Source organism: Geodermatophilus sp. SYSU D01176 (assembly GCF_054050015.1).
In genome coordinates this window covers 1-21,259 of sequence record NZ_JBJGYN010000042.1, presented here as the reverse complement: position 1 = coordinate 21,259, position 21,259 = coordinate 1, and the positions used below count along the sequence as shown (strand labels likewise).

Here is a 21,259-nt window from a genome sequence, read left to right as displayed (position 1 = left end):
GGGTGGGTCCGGTGGAGCGGGCGTCCGGACGGCGCCGGGAGAGACCTCCGGTTCGACGACCGGAGGTCTGTTCGTGGACGTCTCGTTCTCTCTCTGGCTGTGGGTGCTCGGCCTCATCGTCGGCATGCTCGCCGTTGATCTGTTCGCCCACCGCCGCGCCCACGTCATCGGGGTGCGGGAAGCCGCAGGCTGGTCGGCGCTGTGGGTGCTCATCGGCATCGGGTTCGGCGCCTGGGTGTGGTGGGCGCACGGCGCCGAGTTCGGTCAGCAGTACTTCGCCGGGTACCTCATCGAGAAGTCGCTGGCCGTGGACAACGTCTTCGTGTGGGCCATCGTCTTCACCTTCTTCGCCGTGCCCCGCGAGTACCAGCACCGGGTGCTGTTCCTCGGCGTCCTGGGGGCCCTGGTGCTGCGGGGGCTGTTCATCGCCGGCGGCTCGGCGCTCATCGCGAGCTTCGGCTGGGTGCTCTACCTGTTCGCGGCGTTCCTGCTGTGGACCGGCTACCGGATGCTGCGCCAGCGCGACGAGCACATCGACCCCTCGCGGTCGCGGGCGTTGCGGCTGTTCCGCCGGTTCGTCCCGATGACCGACGCCTACCACGGGCAGCGGTTCCTGGTCCGCAGGGACGGCGTCCTGCTGGCCACTCCCCTGCTGGCCGTGCTGGTGCTGGTCGAGGTCACCGACGTCGTCTTCGCCGTCGACTCCATCCCGGCCATCTTCGCCGTCACCGAGGAGCCGTTCCTCGTCTTCACCGCCAACGCCTTCGCCATCCTGGGCCTGCGGGCCATGTACTTCCTGCTCGCCGACCTCATCCACCGCTTCGTGTACCTCAAGGTCGGCCTGGCGCTGGTGCTCATGTGGGTCGGCGTCAAGATGCTGCTCAAGATCGACGTCTACTACATCCCCACGACGGTCAGCCTCGCCGTGATCGCCACGATCCTCGCCGTCTCGGTCTGGCTGTCCCTGCGCGCCACCCGCGGCCAGGCCCGCCGGGCGCTCCAGGCCCCGGCCGACCCGCCGTTCCGCGTGGCGACCGAGGCGGAGACGGCGGCGCTCGAGCCGGTCTGGCGGCGGCCGCGCGACCCGGCCCGCTGACCTCCGCGACCATGGACCGCCGGGGAGGACGGGAGGACGAGTGGCATACCTGCTCGCGGCGCTGGGCGGCGCCCTGGGGGCGCTGGCCCGCTGGGGCGTGGCGACGGCGCTGCCGCACTCCCCCGGCGGCTGGCCCTGGGCCACGCTGCTGGTCAACCTGACCGGCTGCCTGCTGTTCGGCGCGCTGGCCGTCGTCCTGACCGCCCGCGCCCACGAGCCGGCCTGGGCCCGGCCGTTCCTGGCCGTCGGCGTGCTGGGCGGTTACACCACCTACTCGGCGTTCGCGGTCGAGACCGTCGCGCTGGTGGAGGCGGGTGCGCCCGTGCTCGCCGCGGGCTACGTGCTGGCCTCCGTCCTGGGCGGCGTGCTCGCCGTGGCCGCCGGGGCCCGGGCGGTGCAGGCCGCCGTCGACCCGTGACGCCGCTGCTCGTGGTGGCCGGCGCGCTGGTCGGCGCTCCCCTGCGCCTGCTGGTCACCCGGCTGGCCGCGCGTGGCGGGGGTGACCCGGCGCGCGGCACGCTGGTCGTCAACGTCGCCGGCAGCGCCCTGCTCGGCCTGCTGCTGGGCGCCGCCGCCACCCCTCCGGCGGTCGTCGCCCTGGTGGGCACCGGTTTCTGCGGCACGCTCACCACCTTCTCGACCTTCGGCGGCGACGTGCTGCGGATGGTCGAGCAGCAACAGCTCGTCCGTGGCCTGACCTACGTGGCCGCCTCCGTCGTCCTGGGGGTGGGCGCCGCGACGCTGGGGTACCTGCTGGCCTCCGGGTGAGGCCGGGGCTGCCGTGAGCACCGCGGCTCAGTAGGGTCGGGGGCGGTATGGCTGACACATCAGCAGGACGCGAGCGGGCGGACAGCCCGGTGGTCGTGGTGGCCAACCGGCTCCCGGTCGACCAGGTCACCGATCCCGACGGCAGCACCCGCTGGCAGCGGAGCCCCGGCGGTCTGGTGACCGCCCTGGAGCCGTTCGTCGCCGGGCAGGGCGGCGCCTGGGTGGGCTGGTCGGGCGCGGCCGGGGAGGCCCCCGAGCCCTTCGAGTCCGGTGGGATGTCGCTCATCCCGATACCGCTCTCCGAGGAGGAGGTCGACCGCTACTACGAGGGCATGTCGAACGCCTCGCTGTGGCCGCTGTACCACGACGTGATCGAGAAGCCCGAGTACCACCGGACCTGGTGGGACACCTACGTCCAGGTCAACAAGCGCTTCACCGAGCGGGCCGCCGAGGTCGCCGCCGAGGGAGCGATCGTGTGGGTGCACGACTACCAGCTGCAGCTCGTGCCGGCGATGCTCCGCCAGCGGCGCCCCGACCTCACGATCGGCTTCTTCCTGCACATCCCGTTCCCGCCCTACGAGCTGTTCACACAGCTGCCGTGGCGCTCGGCGATCGTCGAGGGCCTGCTCGGGGCGGACCTGGTCGGGTTCCAGCGGCCCGCCGCCGCGGCCAACTTCGTGCAGCTGGCCCGCCGGCTGCACGACCTGCCCGCCCGCGGCTCCACGATCGAGTACGACGGCCGCACGGTCACCGCCCGGGCCTTCCCGATCTCCATCGACGTGAAGTCCTTCGAGGAGCTGGCCGGCTCCCCGGAGGTGGTCAAGCGGGCGGAGGAGATCCGGGCCGAGCTCGGCAACCCGGACAAGATCATCCTGGGCGTGGACCGGCTGGACTACACCAAGGGCATCGGCGTCCGGCTCAACGCCTTCCAGGAGTTGCTGGAGGACGGCGTCATCGAGGCGCCCGGCACGGTGATGGTGCAGGTCGCCACGCCCAGCCGCGAGCGCGTCGAGCACTACGTGCACATGCGGGAGACGATCGAGCAGCAGGTCGGCCACATCAACGGCGTCTTCGGCACCCTCGGTGGCCCGGCGGTGCACTACATCAACCAGTCGGTGCCCCGCGAGGAGCTCGCCGCGCTCTACCGGGCCGCCGACGTCATGCTCGTCACCCCCTACCGCGACGGCATGAACCTGGTCGCCAAGGAGTACGTCGCGGCCCGCAGCGACCTCGGCGGCGGGCTGGTGCTGTCGGAGTTCGCCGGCGCCGCCGCCGAGCTCAGGCAGGCCTTCCTGGTCAACCCGCACGACATCGCCGGGGTCAAGAACCAGCTGGTGCGGGCGCTGCGCGCCGAACCGGCCGAGTTGGCGAGGCGGATGCGGGCCATGCGCCGGCACCTGGCCAAGAACGACCTCGAGCACTGGGCGACCTCCTTCTTCGACGCGCTGCAGGCCAAGGCGTGACCACGGCGCCGCGCCCCTCCCCCGCGGCCCTCCCGGCCGAGCTGGCCGAGGCGGTGGCGGCGCTGGCGTGGCGGCGGCCGCTGCTGGTGGCCAGCGACTACGACGGCGTCCTCGCTCCCCTGGTGGGTGACCCGTCGGCCGCCGTCCCGCTGCCCGGGGTGGCGCAGGTGCTGGCCCGGCTGGCCGCGCACGACGGCGTGGTGGTGGCCCTGGTGAGCGGCCGGGGCGTGGCCGACCTGCGGGCGGTGAGCGGGTTCCAGGGGCCCTATCGCTGGATCGGCAGCCACGGTGCGGAGTACGACGGGCCGTTGACCGGACAACTCGCGGCGCGGCGGGACGCGCTGGCCGAGCGGCTCGCCCCGCTCGTCGCCGCGGTGCCCGGGGCGCGGCTGGAGGTCAAGCCCGCCAGCGTGGCGGTGCACGTGCGGCAGGTGACCGATCGCTCCGCGGCCGCCGCGTTGCTGAAGCAGGCCGATGCGCTCGCGGATCCGTCACTGACGAAGAAGCCGGGCAAGGAGGTCCTCGAGCTCGCCGTCACCGACGCCGACAAGGGCAGCGCCCTGCTCCGCCTCCGCGACGACCTCGGTGCGGCGGCGACGGTCTACCTCGGCGACGACCGCACCGACGAGGACGCCTTCCGCGTCCTCTCCCCCGGTGACCTCACCGTCAAGGTGGGTGAGGGCGAGACCGTGGCGCGGTACCGCGTCGCCGACCCGGCGGCCGTCACCGCCCTGCTGGACACCCTGGCCGACGCCCTGGGTTGACGGTCCTGCGCTGCCGGTCGCGGCGCTCGCGCGCTCCTGCGGGTGTGCGTCTGTCGACGAGGGGACACGGCGGGAGCGCTCACCGACAAATCTCGGCCACCCGCGCGCGACACGTCGCGGATGTGGTCGGGGACACTCCCCGGACGCTCGACGATCGCCGGACACACCGCTGCCCGGCGACGACGGTTCCGCTCCCCGAGACGCCGTGTGTGCTCCCCCGCCCGGCCATTCCTCCCAGGAGCAACGACCATGTCCCTCTCCACTCCCCCGGTCGCCGGACGTTCCGGTGGCTGGTTCGCCGATCGGCCGTTGGCCGTGAAGTTCGGCATCCTCGTCGGGATCGTCGTCCTCGCCTTCGGCGGGCTGATCGGCACGATGCTGAACGGGAACGCCGGTGTCCGGGCCGCGCAGGAGCGACTGGCCACGCTCACCCACGCGCAGTCGCTCGTGCTGCAGCTGGACACCCGCGCCAGCGAGCTCAAGGTCGACGGCTTCAAGGCCATCGTCCGGCCGGACCCGCAGGCCCAGCTCGCCGAGCTCGCCGACGACATCGCCACGCCGGAGGAGCTGCTGGCCGAGCTGTCGGAGATCCCGCTCACCGGGCAGCGCGCGCAGGAGGTGGCCGCGCTGGACAGCACCTACCGCGAGTACATGGACGCGATCGAGCTGTTCGTCCAGGGCGCGGTGGCCGACCAGGCCGGCGCCCGGGTCCGGTGGGAGGAGATCCAGGCGGCCAACGACCTCACCGACGGTGCGGTGGGCACGGCCAAGGACGCCCTGACCGCGGCGAGCGCGGAGGCCGAGCTGCAGCTCGCCGACTCGATCGCCCGGTCCCAGACCATCGCGCTCGCGGTGGCGGCCCTCGGCGTGGCCGGCATCGGCGCCGTCAGCTGGCTCACCATGCGGTCGATCACCCGGCCGGTCGCACGGGTCAAGGCCTCGCTCGACGCGCTGGCCGGCGGGGACCTGACCGTGGCCAGCGGGGTCCGGTCCCGCGACGAGGTGGGTGAGATGGCGGCCTCCCTGGACCTGGCGCAGTCCTCGCTCAGGGACGTGCTGGCCGGCGTCGTCTCGTCGGCCGATGCGGTGGCGGCGTCGTCGGAGGAGCTGTCGGCGTCCTCGGCGCAGATCTCGGCGTCGGCGGAGGAGACCTCCGCGCAGTCGGGGGTCGTCGCGAGCGCCGCGGACGAGGTCAGCCGGAACGTGCAGACGGTGGCCGCGGGTGCGGAGCAGATGGGCGCCAGCATCCGGGAGATCGCGTCGAACGCCGCGGAGGCGTCGGATGTGGCGGCCCGGGCGGTGACGGCGGCGGAGACGACGACGGCGACCGTGGCGAAGCTGGGCGAGTCCTCCGCGGAGATCGGCAACGTGGTGAAGGTGATCACGAGCATCGCCGAGCAGACGAACCTGCTGGCGCTCAACGCCACCATCGAGGCGGCCCGCGCGGGGGAGGCCGGCAAGGGCTTCGCCGTCGTCGCCAACGAGGTGAAGGAGCTGGCGCAGGAGACGGCGAAGGCGACCGAGGACATCGCGCGGCGCGTGCAGTCCATCCAGGGCGACACGAGCGCGGCGGTGGCCGCGATCGGGGAGATCAGCGCGATCGTGGCGCAGATCGCCGACCGGCAGACCACCATCGCCTCGGCGGTGGAGGAGCAGACCGCCACCACCAACGAGATGTCCCGGTCGGTCACCGAGGCGGCGCAGGGCTCGGGTCAGATCGCCGCCAACATCACCGGAGTCTCGGCCGCGGCGGAGTCGACCACCCAGGCGCTGACCCAGACCCGCACCGCGGTCGACGAGCTGTCCCGGATGGCCGCCGACCTGCGCAGCAGCGTCGCCCGCTTCACCTACTGAGCACCACGACCGGAGGGGCGGGGACCGGTTTCCGGTCACCGCCCCTCCGTCGTGTCCCCGCATTCCCCGGAATGGCGTCGGACGCTTTGTCGACAACGGAGCGTGAGGTCGTCGACCTTTCTCCGGGCGTGCCGGGACACGCGGTGAGAACGGCAACACCTCGGATCTGAACTCCCTAACTTCTCCCCCGACCACCGCGCTCCGGTCCGCGGCGGACAGGGCGCACCGGCCTCGAATCGGCACCGGCGACACGAAGGAGGAACAGCAGGATGAGCACCAGCACGAGCGGACGGGGCGCCCGCCGCATCGGGGTCCGCGGGGCGATCCTGGCCGTCGGTGCCGCAGGGATGGCGGCCGCGGTCGCCGTGGGCGGCTTCGCCCTCAGCGGCCTCGGCGGCGCCGGCGACTCCCTGGACGAGATCGGTCGCCTGACGGACGCCCTCACCGGGGTCCAGGAGGTCCAGACGTCGAACGCGGACGTCACCGGATGGCAGACCGCCTACGCCTGGGACGCCCGCCGCATCGGCGGTGCCGCCGCGGTCCAGGCCGACAACGCCAACCGCGCCGGCTTCCTCGACAGCGCCGACCGGCTGCGCGGCCAGCTCGAGGCCATCCCCACCGACGTCCTCACCGACACCGAGAACGCCACGTTCGAGCAGATCGAGCAGCAGTGGGACGCCTACTTCGCCGTGGACGACCAGGTCGTCCTGCGGTACGCCGAGAACACGCCGGCCGGCGTCGAGGCGGGCGACGCCCTCGTGCTGGGCGACGGCTACGAGGTGTACTACCAGGTGCTCCAGCTGACCGCGGAGCTGCGCGAGTCCCTGCAGGGCCGGGTCCAGGCAGCGGGCGCCGCTGCCGACGAGCAGCAGGCGCAGACGCAGTGGACCATGGTCGCCGTCGTCGTCCTGGGCGCCCTCCTGGCCTTCGGTCTGGCGCTCGCCGTGGCACGGCGCATCGTGCGGCCGCTCAAGGCCGTGGCGTCCGTGGCCGGCGCACTGGCCGCAGGGGACCTGACCCGCACCACCGGGGTGGCCCGGGACGACGAGGTCGGCCGCACGGCCGCAGCCCTGGACGCGGCGCTCGCCGAGCTGCGGGGTGTGCTGTCCTCGGTGGCCGCGTCGGCGGATGCGGTGGCGGCGTCCTCGGAGGAGCTGTCGGCGTCGTCCGCGCAGATCTCGGCGTCGGCCGAGGAGACCTCCGCGCAGTCCGGCGTGGTGGCCGGCGCGGCGGAGGAGGTCAGCCGCAACGTGCAGACGGTGGCCGCGGGTGCGGAGCAGATGGGCGCCAGCATCCGGGAGATCGCGTCGAACGCGGCCGAGGCGTCGGATGTGGCGGCCCGGGCGGTGACGGCGGCGGAGACGACGACGGCGACCGTGGCGAAGCTGGGCGAGTCCTCCGCGGAGATCGGCAACGTGGTCAAGGTGATCACGAGCATCGCCGAGCAGACGAACCTGCTGGCCCTGAACGCGACGATCGAGGCGGCCCGCGCGGGGGAGGCCGGCAAGGGCTTCGCCGTCGTCGCCAACGAGGTGAAGGAGCTGGCGCAGGAGACGGCGAAGGCGACCGAGGACATCGCCCGCCGGGTCGAGGCCATCCAGAAGGACACCGGCGCGGCCGTCGGCGCGATCGAGGAGATCAGCGCGATCGTGGCGCAGATCGCCGACCGGCAGACCACCATCGCCAGCGCGGTGGAGGAGCAGACCGCCACCACCAACGAGATGTCCCGGTCGGTCACCGAGGCGGCCAGCAGGTCGGGTCAGATCGCGGCGAACATCGGTGGGGTCTCTGATGCGGCTGAGGCCACGACGCAGGCGCTGACCCAGACCCGCACCGCGGTCGACGAGCTGTCCCGGATGGCCGCCGACCTGCGCAGCAGCGTCGCCCGCTTCACCTACTGAGCACCGCCCGCCGGCCGGGACCCCCGGCCGGCGGGCCCGGTCGCCCGTTGGGCTTGACCTGCGCACGCCCCCGCCGATCACCAACGAGAGCGCGCACACCGCTCCCGGTACGAGAGAGAAGAGCAACGTGGACGGTCTGGACGACATCGTCGAGGAGTTCCTGGTCGAGAGCCACGAGAACCTCGACCAGCTGGACACCGACCTGGTCGCCCTCGAGCAGGAGCCGGACTCGCGCGAGCGCCTCTCGAGCATCTTCCGCACGATCCACACCATCAAGGGGACCAGCGGCTTCCTGGCCTTCCAGCGCCTGGAGGAGGTCACCCACGTCGGGGAGAACATGCTCTCCCGGCTGCGGGACGGCGAGCTGGAGCTGAACCCGCAGCGGACCAGCGTGCTGCTGCGGATGGTCGACACGGTCCGTGCCCTGCTCGCGTCCATCGAGGCCACCGGCGGCGAGGGCTCGGTCGACGTCGCCGCCGTCGTCGCCGCCATCAGCGCGGCCATGGAGGACGCCCCCGCGCCGGCCGCGGTCGTCGCCGAGGCCGCCGTGGCCGCCGTGGCCCCCGCGGTGCAGACGCCGGTGCCGCCCGCCGAGCACGCGCCCGTGGCTGAGGTGCCGGCCCCCGTGGCCGAGGCGCCGGCGCCCTCGGTGGTCCCCGCCCCGCGCCCCGCGCCGGTCGTCGAGGCCGCCCCCGAGCCCGAGGCCACCCAGGACGGCGACGCCGCCCCCGCCGCCGACAGCGGCACCAACCAGGCCCGCCGGGCGGTCGCCGACAGCACCATCCGCGTGGACGTCGACCTGCTCGACGAGCTGATGCTGCTGGTGGGGGAGCTGGTGCTCACCCGCAACCAGATCGTCCAGTACGTCGGGCGCTCCAACGACACCGACCTGGTGCGTGCCTCGCAGCGGCTGAACCTCATCGCCAGCGAGCTGCAGGAGGGCGTCATGAAGACCCGCATGCAGCCGATCGACCACATCTGGTCGAAGCTGCCGCGCGTCGTCCGCGACCTCGGTCTGCAGCTGCGGAAGAACATCCGCCTGGAGATGGAGGGCCGCGACACCGAGCTGGACAAGACCCTGCTCGAGGCGGTCAAGGACCCGCTGACCCACCTGGTCCGCAACTCCGTCGACCACGGCATCGAGGACGCCGACGCTCGCGTGCGGGTCGGCAAGCCGGCCGAGGGCGTGCTCACCCTGCGGGCGCGGCACGAGAGCGGTCAGGTCGTCGTCGAGGTCGCCGACGACGGCGCCGGCATCGACTCCGCCCGGGTCGGCGCCAAGGCCGTCGAGCGCGGGCTGCTCACCCAGGAGGCCGTCAACCGGATGAGCCCGCAGGACGTGCTGCAGCTCATCTTCCTGCCCGGCTTCTCCACCGCCGCGAAGGTCACCAACGTCTCCGGCCGCGGCGTCGGCATGGACGTCGTCAAGACCAACATCGAGTCCATCGGCGGCACCATCGAGGTCGAGTCGGTCGCTGGCAAGGGCACCTGCACCCGGCTGCGCATCCCGCTGACCCTGGCGATCGTCCCGGCGCTGACCGTCGAGTGCGCCGGCGACCGCTACGCCATCCCGCAGATCAGCCTGCAGGAGCTCGTCTCGCTCGACGCCGAGAAGGCCGCCAACGCCGTCGAGGAGGTCGGCGGTGCGCCGGTCTACCGGCTGCGCGGCGAGCTGCTCCCGCTGGTCCGGCTCACCGACGTCCTCGGGCTCACCTCCGACCGGCACGACGGGCACGTGGTCATCGCCGTCCTGCGGTCGGAGGGCCGCCGCTTCGGCCTGGTCGTCGACCGGGTCATCAACACCGAGGAGATCGTCGTCAAGGCCGTCGGCGGCCAGCTCAAGGCGATCGGTCTCTACTCGGGCGCGACCGTCCTCGGCGACGGCACGGTGGCGCTGATCCTCGACGTGCAGGCCCTGGCCCGCCGGGCGCTGCGCACCGAGACCAGCGAGCGCCAGGAGTCCCGCGAGGCGGCGCTGCAGACCGCGGCGACCGACGCCGAGCGGCAGCGGATGCTGCTGGCCGCCATCGGCGGGGGCCGCCGGGTCGCCATCCCGCTGGACACCGTCACCCGCCTCGAGCAGGTGCGCACCGAGTCGGTCGAGAAGGTCGGCAACCGGGAGGTCGTGCAGTACCGCGGCGCGATCCTGCCGATCGTCCGGCTGGACCGGCACCTGGGTGCCTACGGCGAGAGCGACCGCGAGGTCCTCGAGGTGATCGTCTACTCCGACCGCGGGCGCAGCGTGGCCATCGTGGTCGAGGAGATCCTCGACATCGTCGACGGCGAGGCCGCGGTCCGCAGCGACATCGACGACATGGGTCTGCTGGGCTCCGCCGTCCTCGGCGACAAGGTGACCGAGCTGCTCGATGTCCGGGCCGCGATCCTCGCCGCCGACCCGGCGTTCTACTCGACGCACCCCGCCGCCCTCGCTCCCGGAACGCCGAGCGGCGTCCCGGCGTCCCTCCTGGAGGTCTCCCTGTGACGACTGCCGCGGCCCCCGCCATCGGCGGCCAGCTGGCCACCTTCTGGCTCGACGGCGACCTCTACGGCGTCGAGGTGGCGCACGTGCAGGAGGTGCTCAAGAGCCAGGGGCTGACCCGGGTGCCGCTGGCGCCCACCGCCGTCGCCGGGCTGATCAACCTGCGCGGCCAGGTGGTGACCGCGATCGAGCTGCGCGAGCGGCTCGGCCGGCCGCCGCGGCCCGAGGGCACCGACGCGGTCGTCATCGTCGTCCGGCTGCACGGCGAGGCGGTCAGCCTCCTGGTCGACGCCATCGCCGACGTGGTGGACGTCGACCCGGCGGACTTCGAGGCGCCGCCGGACACGCTCGACGGTGCGGGCCGCGACCTGATCCGCGGCGCGTTCAAGCTCGACCGGCAGCTGCTGCTGGCGCTGGACGTGCAGAAGGCCGTCAGCGCGTAGCCGCCCCGGCGGTTTCCGCGGAAATCGCCGCACGTCCCGGGCGCGGCCGGACCTTCCCCGGCGGCCACGCTCTCCCCCCGACCCCCGGTCGGGCGGCCCCTCTCTCCGGAGGGCCGCCCGGCCGGGGGTCGCGGCGTTCCGGAGCCCACCGCTGCCTACGCAGCGTGATCGGCCGGGCACCGCGGGGAGTGGCGCACGACGACCCACCGGTCGGGCGTCCGGCCATCGGGTGACGCTCACGTGGCGCGGCGTGTTGATCACCATCAGTCTGGACGGACCTCACCTCGGGGGACGTCGACTGGGAGGCCTGCCGTGCCCTACTCGCTGGTCAGTGCCGCCACGCTCGGCTTCGACCTGGTCCGCCTGCCGGCCGGCCGCGCCGTCGCCGACGCCCTGCTCGCCGGGCTCGCCGCCGATGCCGCGGCGCTGGAGCAGCTGGCCGCGGTGCACCCTGCGGCGGGCCGCGACCGCGAGCAGCGCACCACCCTCGCCGTCCGCGCGCGCAGGGCCCGCGAGCTCGCCGCCGCCGTCCCGCACCTGCGCACCGCCGCCGACGGCGTCGACCGGGCCGCCGTCCTGGTCGCCCAGCTCGAGCGCAGCACGATCGGGGACGCCGCCGCCGTCGAGCGGGTGCTCCGCGAGGACGTCCTCGGCCCCGAGCACCCCGCCGCGGCGCTGGTCGACGAGCCGGTCCGGGACGCCGCCGCCGACGTCCTCGCCGACGCCGCCGTGGGCTCCTGGGCCGCCGGGGTGCTGCCGCCGCTGGTCCGCCGGCAGCTGATCGGCCCGTTCCTGCTGGCCACCGCGACCGGCGTGCCCACCACCCCGGAGCTCGACCTCGGCCCGGCCACCGGCGAGCTCTCCGAGCTGCTGACCGGCCTGCGCACGCTGGACGACGCCGGCCGGGCCCGCTGGATGGCCGCCGTCGACGACGCCCGCGCCGGGCGCCGTCCCTGGGCGACCGCGATGCACGAGGCGTCGTGGGGCGCGCACGTCTCCGGCCGCACCCGCACGCTGGCCACCGCGCAGCTGCTCGCCGTCCGGGCCTTCCTCGACGCCGGCTTCGACACCTCGGCCGCCGCCGCAGGCGCCTGGAACGCCGTCGCCGGCTGCGTGCAGGGCATCGTCATGGCCGACCTGCTCGGCGCCGACGCCCTCGCCGTGTTGCTCGCCCCGCGCGGCTGAACCACGTCGCGGGGGAGTTCGACGCTCCGCCGGCGGGATGACGCCCGCAGAGCGTCGAACCCGCCCGCAGAGCAGCCGTCCTAGTCCTTCTCGGGGTCGGGGAAGCGGGCGCCGGCGGGGAGCTCGGTGCCGGCCTCGACCTCCGCGCGGCGACCGACCAGCGTGACCTCGCCGTCCCCGCCGACCGCGGCCCGCTCGCCGACGACCACGCCGTCGTCGAGCACCGTCCGGGTCACCGTGGCGCCGGCCCGCACCCGGGCGCCGGGCAGCAGCACCGAGTCGACGACGGTCGCCCCGGCCTCGACGACCACGCCGGGGGAGAGCACCGAGCCGATCACCCGCCCGCCCACGCGGGTGCCGCCGGAGACGAGGCTGTCCTCCACCTCCGCGCCGCGCAGCACCCGGGCGGCGCTGCGGCGGCCGCCGCGGGTGTGCACCGCCCAGGCCGGGTCGTCGAGGTCCAGCGGCGGCTCGGGGGAGCGGAACTCGTGGTGGGCCTGCCAGTAGGACTCCACGGTGCCCACGTCGCGCCAGTACCCGTCGAACGGGTGCGCGCGGGCCAGGCCGTCGCGGGTCTGCGCCGGCAGCAGGTGGGTGCCGAGGTCCTCGAGGCCCTCCTCGCCGTGCTCGGCGGCCAGGGCCTCCAGCCGGTCCAGCGTCGGGCCGGGGGAGAAGACGAACACCTCGTTGGTCGCGGTGGTCGTGCGCGGCTCGTCGGGCTTGTAGGCGTAGTCGCTGACCGTCCCGCCCTCGCCGACCTCGACGATGCCGTAGCGCGACGCGTCGTCCGCGGCGACCTCGGTGGTGACCATGGTGACCTCCGCGCCGGAGCCGAGGTGGCCGTCTGCGACCTCGCGGTAGTCCAGCTTGTAGACCGCGTCCGCGCTGACCACGACGAGCGCGTCGGGGGCGAAGTCGCGGACCAGCGGGGCGTAGCGCCACAGCGAGTTCGCCGTCCCCGAGACCCAGCCGGCGCGCTCGGTGCCCTGGTACGGCGGCAGCACCAGCAGGCCGCCGTCGGTGCGGTCGAGGTCCCACGGCCGGCCGTTGGCGAGGTGCTGCGACAGCGACGTCGGGTGGTACTGCACCGACACCCAGACGTCGGCCAGGTGCGAGTGCTGGCAGTTGCTCAGCGGGAAGTCGATCAGCCGGTACACCCCGGCGAAGGGGACGGCGGGCTTCGCGCGCTGCCCGGTCAGCAGCTCCAGGCGGCCGCCGGCGCCACCGGCCAGGACGAGGACGAGGACCCGGGGGAGAGGCATGCGCCCCGGCTACCCGCCGGGACGCCGTTCACCCTCGACAGCGCTCTCTACGGCTCTCTCGCGCAGATGCCAGAGAGCCGTAGACGCCGCTCGACGCGCTGACCGGCCGTTCTCCGGGGACGTGTCGACAAAGGACGAGAAATGGTCGGTGATCGTTTCCGGAAATGTGATGCGGAGATTCCCGGGATCGGCTCAAGGAGTGCGTCGGGCCCGCCGACAACACCCGTGACAGGCACCGACAGCGGACGGACGCCGGACCTCCGGTGGACCGCCGGCTGGACCCCGTTCCCGGCCTCCGGGCGGGTGCCGACCCACCACGCCAGGTCGCCCCTGGCCGGCACCCCGCACGGGGAGACGGAGGACGCATGGACCCGATCCGGGTGTTGGTCGTCGACGACTCGGTGGTCGTCCGCAAGATCGTCACCGACGTCCTCTCCGAGGACCCGGCGATCGAGGTCGTCGGCACCGCCGTGAACGGGCGCATCGCCGTCGCCAAGCTCGAGGCGCTCAAGCCCGACCTGGTGACGATGGACATCGAGATGCCGGAGATGAACGGCATCGAGGCGGTCCGCGCCATCCGCGCCATCCGCGCCGGTGCCGGGGGTGGCGGGGCGGGACGTGGGCACAGCCGCGTGCCGATCATCATGTTCAGCACGCTCACCGAGCGGGGCGCCTCGGCGACCCTCGACGCCCTCTCCGCCGGTGCCAACGACTACGTGACCAAGCCGGCCAACGTCGGCAGCGTCGCACAGTCGATGGAGAGCGTGCGCCAGCAGCTGACCCCGAAGATCAAGGCCCTCACCGGGCGCCCGACGACCCCGGCTCCGGCCCGGGCCGCCGCGCCCGCCCCGGCGGCGGTCCGCCCGCCGGCGCCCCGCGTCGGGCCGGTCAAGCAGCCCGCCGTCCTGGTCATCGGCTCGTCCACCGGCGGCCCCGAGGCCCTGGCGAAGGTGCTGCCGGTCCTGCCGGCGTCCCTGCCCGTGCCGATCCTGCTCGTGCAGCACATGCCGCCGGTGTTCACCCGGCAGTTCGCCCAGCGGCTGGACCGGCTGTGCGCCCTGCGCGTCGTCGAGGCCGTCGACGGCACCCCGCTGGTCCCCGGCACGGTGCACCTGGCGCCCGGCGACCACCACCTGACCATCCGCAAGACCCCCCGCGGCCTGCAGACCGCGCTGGACCAGTCCCCTCCCGAGAACTTCTGCCGGCCGGCCGTGGACCCGCTGTTCCGCTCGGCGGTCGAGGCCTTCGACGGCGCCGTCCTGGGCGTGGTGCTGACCGGCATGGGCGCCGACGGGCGCACCGGCGCGGGCCGCATCCGCGAGGGCGGGGGCGCCGTCGTCGTCCAGGACCAGGCCACGTCGGTGGTCTGGGGGATGCCCGGCGCGGTCGCCACGGCCGGCTTCGCCGACGAGGTGCTGCCGCTGGACCGGGTCGCCGAGGCGATCACCCGCCGGTTCCCCGGCCCCCGCGCCGGCGCCGCCCCCGTCCCTGCCACCGCCGGAGGACGACGGTGACCCTTCCCACGACCAGCTTCGACTGGGTCCGCCAGCTGGTGCACCGGGAGAGCGCGATCGTGCTCTCCCCGGGCAAGGAGTACCTGGTCGAGGCGCGGCTGCTGCCGATCGCCCGCTCCATGGGGCTGCCCGACGTCGGCCAGCTGGTGGACTCGGTGCGCACCCGGCCCAGCCCGGAGTCGACCCGCAGGATCGTCGAGGCGCTCACCACCAACGAGACCTCGTGGTTCCGGGACGGCGACCCGTTCACCGCCCTCACCTCGACGGTGCTGCCGTCGCTGCTGAGTGGCCGCGGCCCCGCCGAGCGGCTGCAGATCTGGTCGGCGGCCTGCTCCAGCGGGCAGGAGCCGTACACCATCGCGATGCTGCTCGAGGACGCGCTGCCCAACGCCTCCACCCGCGTCGCCATCACCGCGACCGACCTCTCCCGGGAGATGGTCGAGCGCACCCGGGCCGGGAGGTTCAGCCAGCTCGAGGTCAACCGGGGGCTGCCCGCGCCGATGCTCGTGCGGCACTTCACCCGCGCCGGCAGCGAGTGGCAGGTCTCCCCGTCGCTGCGCCGGATGGTGACCGCCGGCGAGTGCAACCTCGCCGCGCCCCTGCCGCGGATGGGCCCGTTCGACGTCGTCTACCTGCGCAACGTCCTCATCTACTTCGACCTGCCGACCAAGCAGGCGATCCTCCGCCGGGTGCGTGCCCTCATGCGTCCCGACGGGTGGCTCTTCCTCGGCGCCGCGGAGACGACCCTCGGCGTCGACGACTCCTGGGAGCGGGTCGTCATCGGCCGCAGCTCCGCCTACCGCCCGCTGAAGGGGGCCTGACGTGCGTGCCTTGGTGATCGACGACTCCCGCGCCATGCGGCGGATCGTGAGCGCGGCGCTGGAGGGTTTCGGCTACGAGACCCGTCAGGCCGGCCACGGGCAGGAGGCGCTCGACGTGCTGCAGGAGGGCTACGCGCCCGACCTGTGCACGGTCGACTGCAACATGCCGGTCATGGACGGGCTGCAGTTCGTCTCCGCCGTCCGGGCCAACCCGGCCTGGCGCGGCATCACGCTGATGATGGTGACCTCGGAGAGCGAGCAGGGCCAGATCGTCCGGGCGCTGGCCGCCGGCGCGCACGAGTACGTGATCAAGCCGTTCACCCCCGACGCGCTCCGCGACAAGCTGGCGCTGCTCGGCATGCTCCCCGAGGAGGTCCCCCTGTGACGCTCGCCCCCGATGCGACCGGGCGCCAGGTCATCCCCGAGCTGATCGACGCGGCCACCGTCGAGGCGATCGCCCACGAGGCCTGGATCGCCCTCGTCGGCGAGGACGAGGTGCTCGTCCCGTTCGCCGGCGACCTGCCGGCCGACACGCTGTCGGCGTGGGTCGACGTCGTCGGCCCGTGGACCGGCAGCGTCGTCCTCACCACCGGCCGGCAGACCGCCGCCGAGCTGACCCGGGCGCTGCTCGGCGAGGCCGCCCCGGAGCTCCTCGACCACGAGGACGTCGCCGACGCGTTCGGTGAGATCGCCAACGTCGTCGGCGGCAACGTCAAGGCCGCCCTCCCCGGCCCGTCGACGCTCGGCCTCCCCGAGGTCGGCGAGGCACCCGCCGTCCGCAACCCGGACGACGTCTGCCGCCTCGACGTCCTGTGGCGCGGCCAGACCCTGGCCGTGTCCGTGCAGGGCGCCCTCCCGCCCCTGCCCGTCCCGCACCCCCCGCACGCGAACCCGCACCAGAACGGAGCGTCCCTGTGAAGATCCTCGTCGCCGACGACAGCCGCGTGATGCGGCAGATCGTCATCCGCACCCTGCGCCAGGCCGGCTACGACGACCACGACATCGTCGAGGCCGAGGACGGCCGCGACGCCTACGACAAGGTCCGGGCCGAGAACCCGGACCTCGTCCTGTCCGACTGGAACATGCCGAACATGTCCGGGCTGGAGTGCCTGCAGGCGCTGCGCTCCGCGGGCTCGGCCGTGCTGTTCGGGTTCGTCACCTCGGAGGGGTCGGCGGACATGCGGGAGAAGGCCGCCGACGCCGGCGCGCTGTTCCTGATCGCGAAGCCGTTCACCGAGGAGACCTTCCGCGAGAACCTGGACGGGGTGATCGCATGACCATGCCGCTCACCGTCGTCCTGCCGGACACCAAGGCCGTCAAGGACATGCTCAGCGGACTGGTCGGCAAGCCCGTCGGCGTGACGCCGGGCGCACCGGTCACCCCGACGCCGAAGTCGCCGGTGGCGGTGGCCGTGTACGTCGACCCGGCCATGAAGGTCAACGCGCTGTGCGTCATGGACCTCGGCGCGTCGGCCTACACCGGCGCCGCGCTCGCGCTGCTGCCCCCCGGTGGCGCGCAGGACGCCGTCGAGGAGGACGGCGAGCTGACCACGATGCTCACCGAGGCGCTGCACGAGGTCGTCAACGTGCTCTCGGCGCTGTTCAACGTCCCGGGTGCCCCGCACTCCAGGCTGTACGAGCTGTACGCCCCCGGGGACGACCTGCCCGGTGACATCGCGGGCTCGCTGGCGGCCTTCAACCGCCTCGACCTCGCGATCGACGTCCCCGGCTACGGCAAGGGCGGGCTCTCCCTGGTCATCCCCTCCGGGGCCTGACCTGATCGCCTTTCGCGCGCGAAAGGCACCACACGCCCCGGGACGGCGCCGGAGACCGCCACCCCCGCCGTCCCGGGCGCACGACACGACGGCCCCGGGGCACTCCGCCCCGGGGCCGTCGCGCGTGTTGCACGTGGAACCTCAGTGCATGGCGGGCTGGCGGTCGTCGGTGCTCGTGGGCAGGCAGGCCCAGACGTGCTTGCAGCCCTCGTCGACGTACCAGCCGTGGGCCACCGACAGCCGGGCCACCAGGTAGAGCCCCAGACCGCCCTGCGCGGGATCGCGGTCCACCGCCGGGCTGGGCATCGTGTCGGGGTCGCGGTCGCTGACGTCCAGCAGCCAGCCGCCGCTGCCGGCGATCACCGTGGCCACGACGGGGGAGAGCCCGTGCCGCAGCGCGTTGGACGCCAGCTCGTCGAACGCCAGGATCAGCCGCTCGGCCGCCGTGTCGTCGTCGTCCCTCGGGAAGCCGACGCCGTCGAGCCGGGCACGCAGCACGGCACGGGCCGCGGGCAGCTCGGCGACGGCCTGCAGGTCCCAGCGCCACACCTCACCCCGGCCGTCCGGTAGCGGGCGCAACGGCCACGCGAGTCGACCCACTGCCCTCTCCCCGTCCGTCGCGGTCTCCGACGGAGTTCGGGGTGCCCACCCGGGCGCGGGCTCAACCGTGCCGAGGGCGTTTCCGGCCCCGCGGAGTGACGGGACTCTCGTCGGCGCCGGTCAGCCGCGCGGGTGCACGCAGATGGCCACCAGCGCGACGTCGTCCCCCGGCGTGGCGGGCAGCATCCGGGCGAGCAGCTCGTCGGCCAGCGACTCCAGCGGCCGGCCGGCCAGCGCGGCCAGGTGGCGGCGCAGCCGGCCCACCCCCGTGTCGACGTCGCAGTCGCGGCGCTCCACCAGCCCGTCGGTGTAGAGCAGCACCACGGCGCCCGGTCGCAGCGGCACCGTCGACTCCCGCCGCACCGCCGTCGCGTCCACGCCGAGCAGCAGGTCGCCGAGGCTGTCGGCGAGCACGGTCACCGTGCCGTCGGCGTCGGCCACCAGCGGCGGCGGGTGCCCGGCGCTGGCCCAGCGCAGCAGCCGCCCGCCGCCCTCGAGCCGCGCGATCGCGGCCGTGGCCAGCGTGCCGGTGTGCATCGCGGCCATCGCGGCGTCCAGGCCGCGCAGCACCTCGGCCGGCCCGGCGCCGCTGTAGTGGGCGATGCCGCGCAGCAGCCCGCGCAGTTGCCCCATCTCGGCGGCCGCGGCGGTGTCGTGCCCCGCGACGTCCCCGATCACCACGACCGGGTCGCCGCCGGGGTGCAGGAAGGCGTCGTACCAGTCGCCGCCGACGCGGGCGGCCTCCGCCGCGGGCACGTAGCGGGTCGCGACCTGCGCCCCCGCGATGGTCGGCAGCTCGGTGAGCAGGCTGCGCTGCAGCCCCTCGGCGAGCTTGGCCGTCTGGCTCTGCCGGTGCACCCGGTCGACGGCGCGCCCGGCCTGCGCGGCGACCTCCCGGGCGGTGCGCAGGTCGTCGTCGTCGAGCGTGCGGCCCGGGTCGAGGTAGAGGGTGAGGACACCCACCGCGCGGCCGTCGGCGGTCAGCGGCAGGACGACGGCGGTGCCCGGGCCCAGCGCCGCCAGCAGGTCGCGGGCCGGGCCGGGCGGCATCAGCGCGAGGACGGCGGCCAGCGGCTCCTGCGCCTCGCTGCCCGACCGCAGCGCGCGGGCGACGGGGGAGGCCGCCGGGAGCGTGTCCAGGCGCACGTCGGCGTAGGAGTCGAGCACCGGCCGGCGGGCGGGGTCGGCGTGCCAGGAGCCGACGTCGCGCGCCCGGCCCTCGCGGTCGACGACGGTGACCACGCAACCGTCGGTGAGCGCGGGCACTACCAGCCGCGCCAGGCTGCCGAGCGCCGACTCGCTGTCCAGGGCACCGGAGAGCTCCCCGGTCACCGCGGCCAGCAGCCCCGTCCGGGCGCCGGCCCGCTCGGCGGCGCGGCGGGCGGTCTCGGCGGCGCGGCGGGCGGTCTCGGCGGCGCGGCGGGCCGTCTCGGCCTCGTCCTGCGCGAGCCGGCGCGCGGTCACGTCGACGAAGGCGAAGGCCGCGCCGTCGGCCACCGGCCAGGCGTGCAGCGCCGACCAGCCCGCGCCGCCGCCGGGCTCGGGGATCTCGAGGGAGACCGGCGCGCCTGCGGTCCGGGCCTCCCAGCAGGCGGCGGTGACCGCGCCCGCGGCGCCGGCGGAGAAGACCTCGCCCACCGGCCGGCCGAGGACGTCGGCGGCGGGGCGGCCGACCAGGTCCTCGCCCTCGGGGTTGAGCAGCACGACCCGCCCGGCGGGGTCCAGGCAGCCCAGCGCGGCGGGCATCGTCGCCAGCACGCCGTCGGCGAGGCAGGCGGTCGGTCGGACGGGCTGTGGCCGCGGCAGCGGTCCGGGGGTCACCACGCTGCTCACCCCTCCCGGCGGGCTGGCCCCGGCCCCGCCCTCGGAGCCCGCCTCCCCGTCGCCCCGCTGGCGGAGAGGGCGCCCGGATCGTGGCAGTGCGCGGGCGTGCTGCCAAGGCGCAGCGGCGTGGCGGCATCGTCGTCCCCGGGGTGCCCCGCGCCGCGCACGGCTCCAGCGTCGGGCCGCGGCCGCCCGGGCGGCAGAGCCCGACTGCCCCGTGCCGTGGGCTGTCAGCTGCGGGTGGCAGCCGCCCGGACGGCGGCGGCGATCGCCTCGACCCCGTGGTCGGCCCACACGATCGAGTAGTGGTTGGTGTCGGGCACCTCGCGGGCGGTGATGCCGCTGGGCTCCAGGCCCAGCTGCGCCAACCGCACCTCGTCGTAGAGCCCCGGCATCTGGTCGAGCAGCCCGCGGGTTGCCCACAGCAGGGTGGCGGGCACCGGCAGATCGGTGGTGGCCTCGAGCACCCGCTCGTTGAGCAGCACGTCCCCGCCGTCCACCCGCACCGCCTCCCGCACGCAGGCGCTGCGCAGCGCCGGCGGCTCGCCGACCAGGTCGCGCGCCAGGTAGGCCGCCACCGAGGGGACGTCGACCCACGGCCCGACCGCGGGGTGCTGCGTCCAGAACGCCCGCACGGCCGCGAGGTCGGGGAAGGTCATGGACAGCCGGGCCAGCGACGGGCCGAGCACCGCGGAGAGGATGGCGTCGACGTCGGCGCCCGGCGGCGTCGGGAACGACAGGCCGCCGTCGACCATCACCAGGCCGTGCACGCGGTCGCGGGCCACCCCCGCGGTCGCCAGCGCCGCGACGTAGGCCCCCATCGAGTGCCCGACGAGGACGGTGGCCTCGGCTCCCGTGTCGCCGTCGGCCCCGAGGGAGTCGAGGAGGGCGGTGACGTCGGCGGCGTGCCGCTCCAGCCCGTACGGGCCGGGCAGGACGGCCGAGGCGGCCCGGCCGCGCAGGTCCGGGGCGACCACCTCGAACTCCCCGGCCAGTGCGCCGGCCACCCGCGCCCAGGTCATCGCGTTGGCGGTGATGCCGTGCACCAGGACGGCGATGGGGGAGCCCGGCGCGTCGGCGGGCCAGTGCAGCGCGGCGAGCTCACCGCCCTCCACCGGGACGGAGATCAGCTCGGGGTCACGGGCGGGGTCGGTCACGGTCCCCAGACTGCCCGGACGGCGTTGCCGCCGCAGCCGGACCACGCCTCCTCCCGTCGAGGTCGCCCGTCCAGGTGCTCGGGAGGAGGGTCGGTCCCGACAGGGTCGGGCGGTGAGTGCAGGTGCACTCACCGCCCGAGCGTCCCGGGGACACCTGTCGGCCGGGGCCACCCATCGCCGCCACGGTGGACCGGTGGGCGGGTGCTCGCGGGAACCGCCCCGCGGCCGCAGGGAGGGACCACCCCGGGGGGGGGGGGGGGGGGGGGGGGGGGGGGGGGGGGGGGGGGGGGGGGGGGGGGGGGGGTGGGTCCGGTGGCGGGGGGGGGGGGGTGGGGGGGGGCGGGGTTTGCAGTG

The 21,259-nt window shown here is 74.8% G+C and carries 20 protein-coding genes; 16 read left to right on the top strand and 4 right to left on the bottom strand.

Features of this window, described 5'->3' with window-relative positions; genetic code table 11:
• Nucleotides 1-73: 73 nt before the first annotated feature.
• The 10 genes from ACI78Z_RS19150 to ACI78Z_RS19105 all read left to right on the top strand — a co-directional run bounded on the left by ACI78Z_RS19150 (nt 74) and on the right by ACI78Z_RS19105 (nt 11,953).
• The gene (locus ACI78Z_RS19150; RefSeq protein WP_457038132.1) at nt 74-1,096 is read left to right on the top strand and encodes a TerC family protein; all 1,023 of its coding nucleotides are present in this window, start codon (nt 74-76) and stop codon (nt 1,094-1,096) included.
• Between the two features lie 40 nt (nt 1,097-1,136).
• Nucleotides 1,137-1,514: a fluoride efflux transporter FluC gene (locus ACI78Z_RS19145; protein ID WP_457038131.1), complete on the top strand. Its 378-nt coding sequence runs from the start codon at nt 1,137-1,139 to the stop codon at nt 1,512-1,514.
• Nucleotides 1,511-1,864 (top strand): fluoride efflux transporter FluC, encoded by a 354-nt coding sequence (locus tag ACI78Z_RS19140; RefSeq protein WP_457038130.1) that lies wholly within the window; start codon nt 1,511-1,513, stop codon nt 1,862-1,864. The genes ACI78Z_RS19145 and ACI78Z_RS19140 overlap by 4 nt, the downstream gene beginning before the upstream one ends.
• 47 nt (nt 1,865-1,911) lie before the next feature.
• Nucleotides 1,912-3,327: an alpha,alpha-trehalose-phosphate synthase (UDP-forming) gene (locus ACI78Z_RS19135; RefSeq protein ID WP_457038129.1), complete on the top strand. Its 1,416-nt coding sequence runs from the start codon at nt 1,912-1,914 to the stop codon at nt 3,325-3,327.
• Nucleotides 3,324-4,091 carry a trehalose-phosphatase gene (otsB, locus tag ACI78Z_RS19130; RefSeq protein WP_457038128.1) on the top strand — a complete coding sequence of 256 codons (768 nt, stop codon included), beginning with the start codon at nt 3,324-3,326 and terminating at the stop codon, nt 4,089-4,091. The genes ACI78Z_RS19135 and otsB overlap by 4 nt, the downstream gene beginning before the upstream one ends.
• A 249-nt stretch (nt 4,092-4,340) precedes the next feature.
• On the top strand, nt 4,341-5,945 hold the full coding sequence (locus tag ACI78Z_RS19125; RefSeq protein WP_457038127.1) for a methyl-accepting chemotaxis protein: 1,605 nt from the start codon (nt 4,341-4,343) through the stop codon (nt 5,943-5,945).
• Nucleotides 5,946-6,214: 269 nt separating this feature from the next.
• On the top strand, nt 6,215-7,846 hold the full coding sequence (locus ACI78Z_RS19120; protein ID WP_457038126.1) for a methyl-accepting chemotaxis protein: 1,632 nt from the start codon (nt 6,215-6,217) through the stop codon (nt 7,844-7,846).
• Nucleotides 7,847-7,973: 127 nt separating this feature from the next.
• Nucleotides 7,974-10,328 carry a chemotaxis protein CheW gene (locus ACI78Z_RS19115; RefSeq protein ID WP_457038125.1) on the top strand — a complete coding sequence of 785 codons (2,355 nt, stop codon included), beginning with the start codon at nt 7,974-7,976 and terminating at the stop codon, nt 10,326-10,328.
• Entirely contained in the window at nt 10,325-10,768 is a 444-nt protein-coding gene (locus ACI78Z_RS19110) for a chemotaxis protein CheW (protein ID WP_457038124.1), read from the top strand. Before ACI78Z_RS19115 ends, ACI78Z_RS19110 begins: the two co-directional genes overlap by 4 nt.
• 312 nt (nt 10,769-11,080) lie before the next feature.
• Nucleotides 11,081-11,953: a hypothetical protein gene (locus tag ACI78Z_RS19105; protein ID WP_457038123.1), complete on the top strand. Its 873-nt coding sequence runs from the start codon at nt 11,081-11,083 to the stop codon at nt 11,951-11,953.
• Nucleotides 11,954-12,033: 80 nt separating this feature from the next.
• Here ACI78Z_RS19105 and ACI78Z_RS19100 read toward each other — a convergent pair whose 3' ends face one another.
• A complete protein-coding gene (locus tag ACI78Z_RS19100) occupies nt 12,034-13,215 on the bottom strand; it encodes a glucose-1-phosphate adenylyltransferase family protein (protein ID WP_457038122.1) in 1,182 nt (393 codons plus the stop codon).
• Nucleotides 13,216-13,580: 365 nt separating this feature from the next.
• Here ACI78Z_RS19100 and ACI78Z_RS19095 point away from each other — a divergent pair, with 365 nt between their 5' ends.
• The 6 genes from ACI78Z_RS19095 to ACI78Z_RS19070 are packed head-to-tail and all read left to right on the top strand — an operon-like array spanning nt 13,581 to nt 17,324.
• Nucleotides 13,581-14,729 carry a protein-glutamate methylesterase/protein-glutamine glutaminase gene (locus tag ACI78Z_RS19095; protein WP_457038121.1) on the top strand — a complete coding sequence of 383 codons (1,149 nt, stop codon included), beginning with the start codon at nt 13,581-13,583 and terminating at the stop codon, nt 14,727-14,729.
• Nucleotides 14,726-15,550, top strand: a complete 825-nt coding sequence (locus ACI78Z_RS19090; protein WP_457038120.1) for a CheR family methyltransferase — start codon at nt 14,726-14,728, stop codon at nt 15,548-15,550. The genes ACI78Z_RS19095 and ACI78Z_RS19090 overlap by 4 nt, the downstream gene beginning before the upstream one ends.
• Nucleotide 15,551: 1 nt before the next feature.
• Entirely contained in the window at nt 15,552-15,935 is a 384-nt protein-coding gene (locus ACI78Z_RS19085) for a response regulator (RefSeq protein WP_457038119.1), read from the top strand.
• Entirely contained in the window at nt 15,932-16,468 is a 537-nt protein-coding gene (locus tag ACI78Z_RS19080) for a chemotaxis protein CheX (protein WP_457038118.1), read from the top strand. The genes ACI78Z_RS19085 and ACI78Z_RS19080 overlap by 4 nt, the downstream gene beginning before the upstream one ends.
• The gene (locus ACI78Z_RS19075) at nt 16,465-16,827 is read left to right on the top strand and encodes a response regulator (protein WP_457038117.1); all 363 of its coding nucleotides are present in this window, start codon (nt 16,465-16,467) and stop codon (nt 16,825-16,827) included. The genes ACI78Z_RS19080 and ACI78Z_RS19075 overlap by 4 nt, the downstream gene beginning before the upstream one ends.
• Entirely contained in the window at nt 16,824-17,324 is a 501-nt protein-coding gene (locus ACI78Z_RS19070) for a hypothetical protein (RefSeq protein WP_457038116.1), read from the top strand. Before ACI78Z_RS19075 ends, ACI78Z_RS19070 begins: the two co-directional genes overlap by 4 nt.
• Nucleotides 17,325-17,465: 141 nt before the next feature.
• On the opposite strand, the gene ACI78Z_RS19065 is transcribed toward ACI78Z_RS19070, so the two are convergent.
• From ACI78Z_RS19065 to ACI78Z_RS19055, 3 genes are all read right to left on the bottom strand, one after another.
• Nucleotides 17,466-17,924, bottom strand: coding sequence for an ATP-binding protein (locus tag ACI78Z_RS19065; protein ID WP_457038115.1), 459 nt, complete (start codon nt 17,922-17,924; stop codon nt 17,466-17,468).
• A 120-nt stretch (nt 17,925-18,044) separates the two neighbouring features.
• A complete protein-coding gene (locus ACI78Z_RS19060) occupies nt 18,045-19,757 on the bottom strand; it encodes a SpoIIE family protein phosphatase (RefSeq protein WP_457038114.1) in 1,713 nt (570 codons plus the stop codon).
• A 221-nt stretch (nt 19,758-19,978) separates the two neighbouring features.
• Nucleotides 19,979-20,905 carry an alpha/beta hydrolase gene (locus ACI78Z_RS19055; RefSeq protein ID WP_457038113.1) on the bottom strand — a complete coding sequence of 309 codons (927 nt, stop codon included), beginning with the start codon at nt 20,903-20,905 and terminating at the stop codon, nt 19,979-19,981.
• Nucleotides 20,906-21,259: the final 354 nt, after the last annotated feature.

Excerpts from the sequence above, each read along its gene's own strand:
- ACI78Z_RS19100 (WP_457038122.1), bottom strand. The coding sequence starts at position 13,215 with ATGCCTCTCCCCCGGGTCCTCGTCCTCGTCCTGGCCGGTGGCGCCGGC.
- ACI78Z_RS19120 (WP_457038126.1), top strand. The coding sequence starts at position 6,215 with ATGAGCACCAGCACGAGCGGACGGGGCGCCCGCCGCATCGGGGTCCGC.
- ACI78Z_RS19095 (WP_457038121.1), top strand. The coding sequence starts at position 13,581 with ATGGACCCGATCCGGGTGTTGGTCGTCGACGACTCGGTGGTCGTCCGC.
- ACI78Z_RS19125 (WP_457038127.1), top strand. The coding sequence starts at position 4,341 with ATGTCCCTCTCCACTCCCCCGGTCGCCGGACGTTCCGGTGGCTGGTTC.
- ACI78Z_RS19070 (WP_457038116.1), top strand. The coding sequence starts at position 16,824 with ATGACCATGCCGCTCACCGTCGTCCTGCCGGACACCAAGGCCGTCAAG.
- ACI78Z_RS19135 (WP_457038129.1), top strand. The coding sequence starts at position 1,912 with ATGGCTGACACATCAGCAGGACGCGAGCGGGCGGACAGCCCGGTGGTC.